The 1,214-nt window shown below is 62.4% G+C and carries 2 protein-coding genes; both read right to left on the bottom strand.

The window, feature by feature from the left end; all coding sequences use genetic code 11:
* Positions 1-65: 65 nt before the first annotated feature.
* Positions 66-344, bottom strand: coding sequence for a hypothetical protein (locus HEQ75_RS27620; RefSeq protein WP_168035331.1), 279 nt, complete (start codon positions 342-344; stop codon positions 66-68).
* Positions 345-460: 116 nt separating this feature from the next.
* Positions 461-1,214 (bottom strand): hypothetical protein (locus HEQ75_RS27615; protein ID WP_209318819.1); only part of this gene is annotated, 754 nt, incomplete at its 5' end.

The raw sequence follows: 1,214 nt of genomic DNA, 5'->3' as shown, positions 1-1,214 counted from the left end.
ACGCGACGCCACTCGGCCATCGGCTATCTCAGCCCCGTGGCATTCGAGCGCTTGGCCGGTTCAGGCTAAACTCGGTGTCCATCGAACCGGCAGCAGGCCACACCGACGAAGCTCAGCGCAAGGCAGATCACAAACCCCAGCACCTTCTTTTCTTCGGCCATGAAGCTGAACATCAGGTAGAGCCCGAAGAAGTTGAGCCCGATGCCCAACAGGGCGAGCAGTCCGCCCTCCCGCAGAATATCTCGGAAGGCGACGAAGACCCCCACAACGATGGCTCCCGCGATGAGCCATAGGATCAACTCCGGGAACTGGCCCGATGACTCCGGGAGTTCGTAGCGGCCCATGCGGCATCTCCTTATCGTGCCGGAATGTCTCTTGCTGACGTTACCCGGTAAAGGGTTCGCCTACCCGATGCGGATGGCCGCTTGTGTCAGGGCAGCAACGTGTTCCCTGCTTGCCCCTACTTCGGGCCGAGGGGCACGCTGGTGAACTCCGAAGCGCCATCCTCTCGGTAACGGAAGACGATGCTGTCCGCGCCTCGCTGGGCCGATGCTTCGCGGTCGCCGATTTGCTTTCCCCACCGGGTCAGCCGACCTGTGTTCTCTGGCGATAGGAAAGCCTGCGCCGCATCCACTTTGGCCCAAGCGCGACGAAGAGCCCCCGGCAGCCCCGAAACCCAACTCCATAGCTCGACGGCTTTCGCCGGATTGTGAGCCTCGAAGGATGCAACAAGGTCGAGCAGAGCGTCGTCGGTAAGCGGGCTGCCTGGGAGCCATAGGTCCATCTCTGTAAGCAACGCTCGCGCATCGCGTTCAGGGCTGTATCCATCTGAGAGGAACTCCGCCCCATCGAGCGGCCCGACGGTCACGGTCCGGAACTCGGTTGCGCCTCCAGTTGACGTTCGGCTGCCCACACCTGCCTGACGTGCCACCTCCGACACTCGCTCCTCATAGGTGAACTGCGCCGCGTTCGCCTTCGCCATGGTAGCGAGAACGGTCAGGAGGCGCGGCGCACTCCGCCTGAAGCAGATGTGCTGATTCTTCGCGAACTCGGCCGCCGCGAGAAGAGCAACCGCTTCCGCCCTCAACCCCGGGATCATGGGGATGGCATCTAATACGCCCGGTGTCATGTTCTGACCTGTGCGTATGCACGCGATGCGATGGTGGTGATCTGTTCTGGCTGTGCGATGAGCCAGTTCCATGCGTCGCAGCAGG

Source organism: Falsiroseomonas selenitidurans (genome assembly GCF_012103215.1).
Lineage (GTDB): Bacteria > Pseudomonadota > Alphaproteobacteria > Acetobacterales > Acetobacteraceae > Falsiroseomonas > Falsiroseomonas selenitidurans.
Note: the sequence above shows the minus strand (reverse complement) of the source record. Positions and strands in the feature narration are given on the sequence as shown.

Coding starts and splice junctions, on each gene's coding strand:
- HEQ75_RS27620 (WP_168035331.1), bottom strand. CDS start 344: ATGGGCCGCTACGAACTCCCGGAGTCATCGGGCCAGTTCCCGGAGTTG.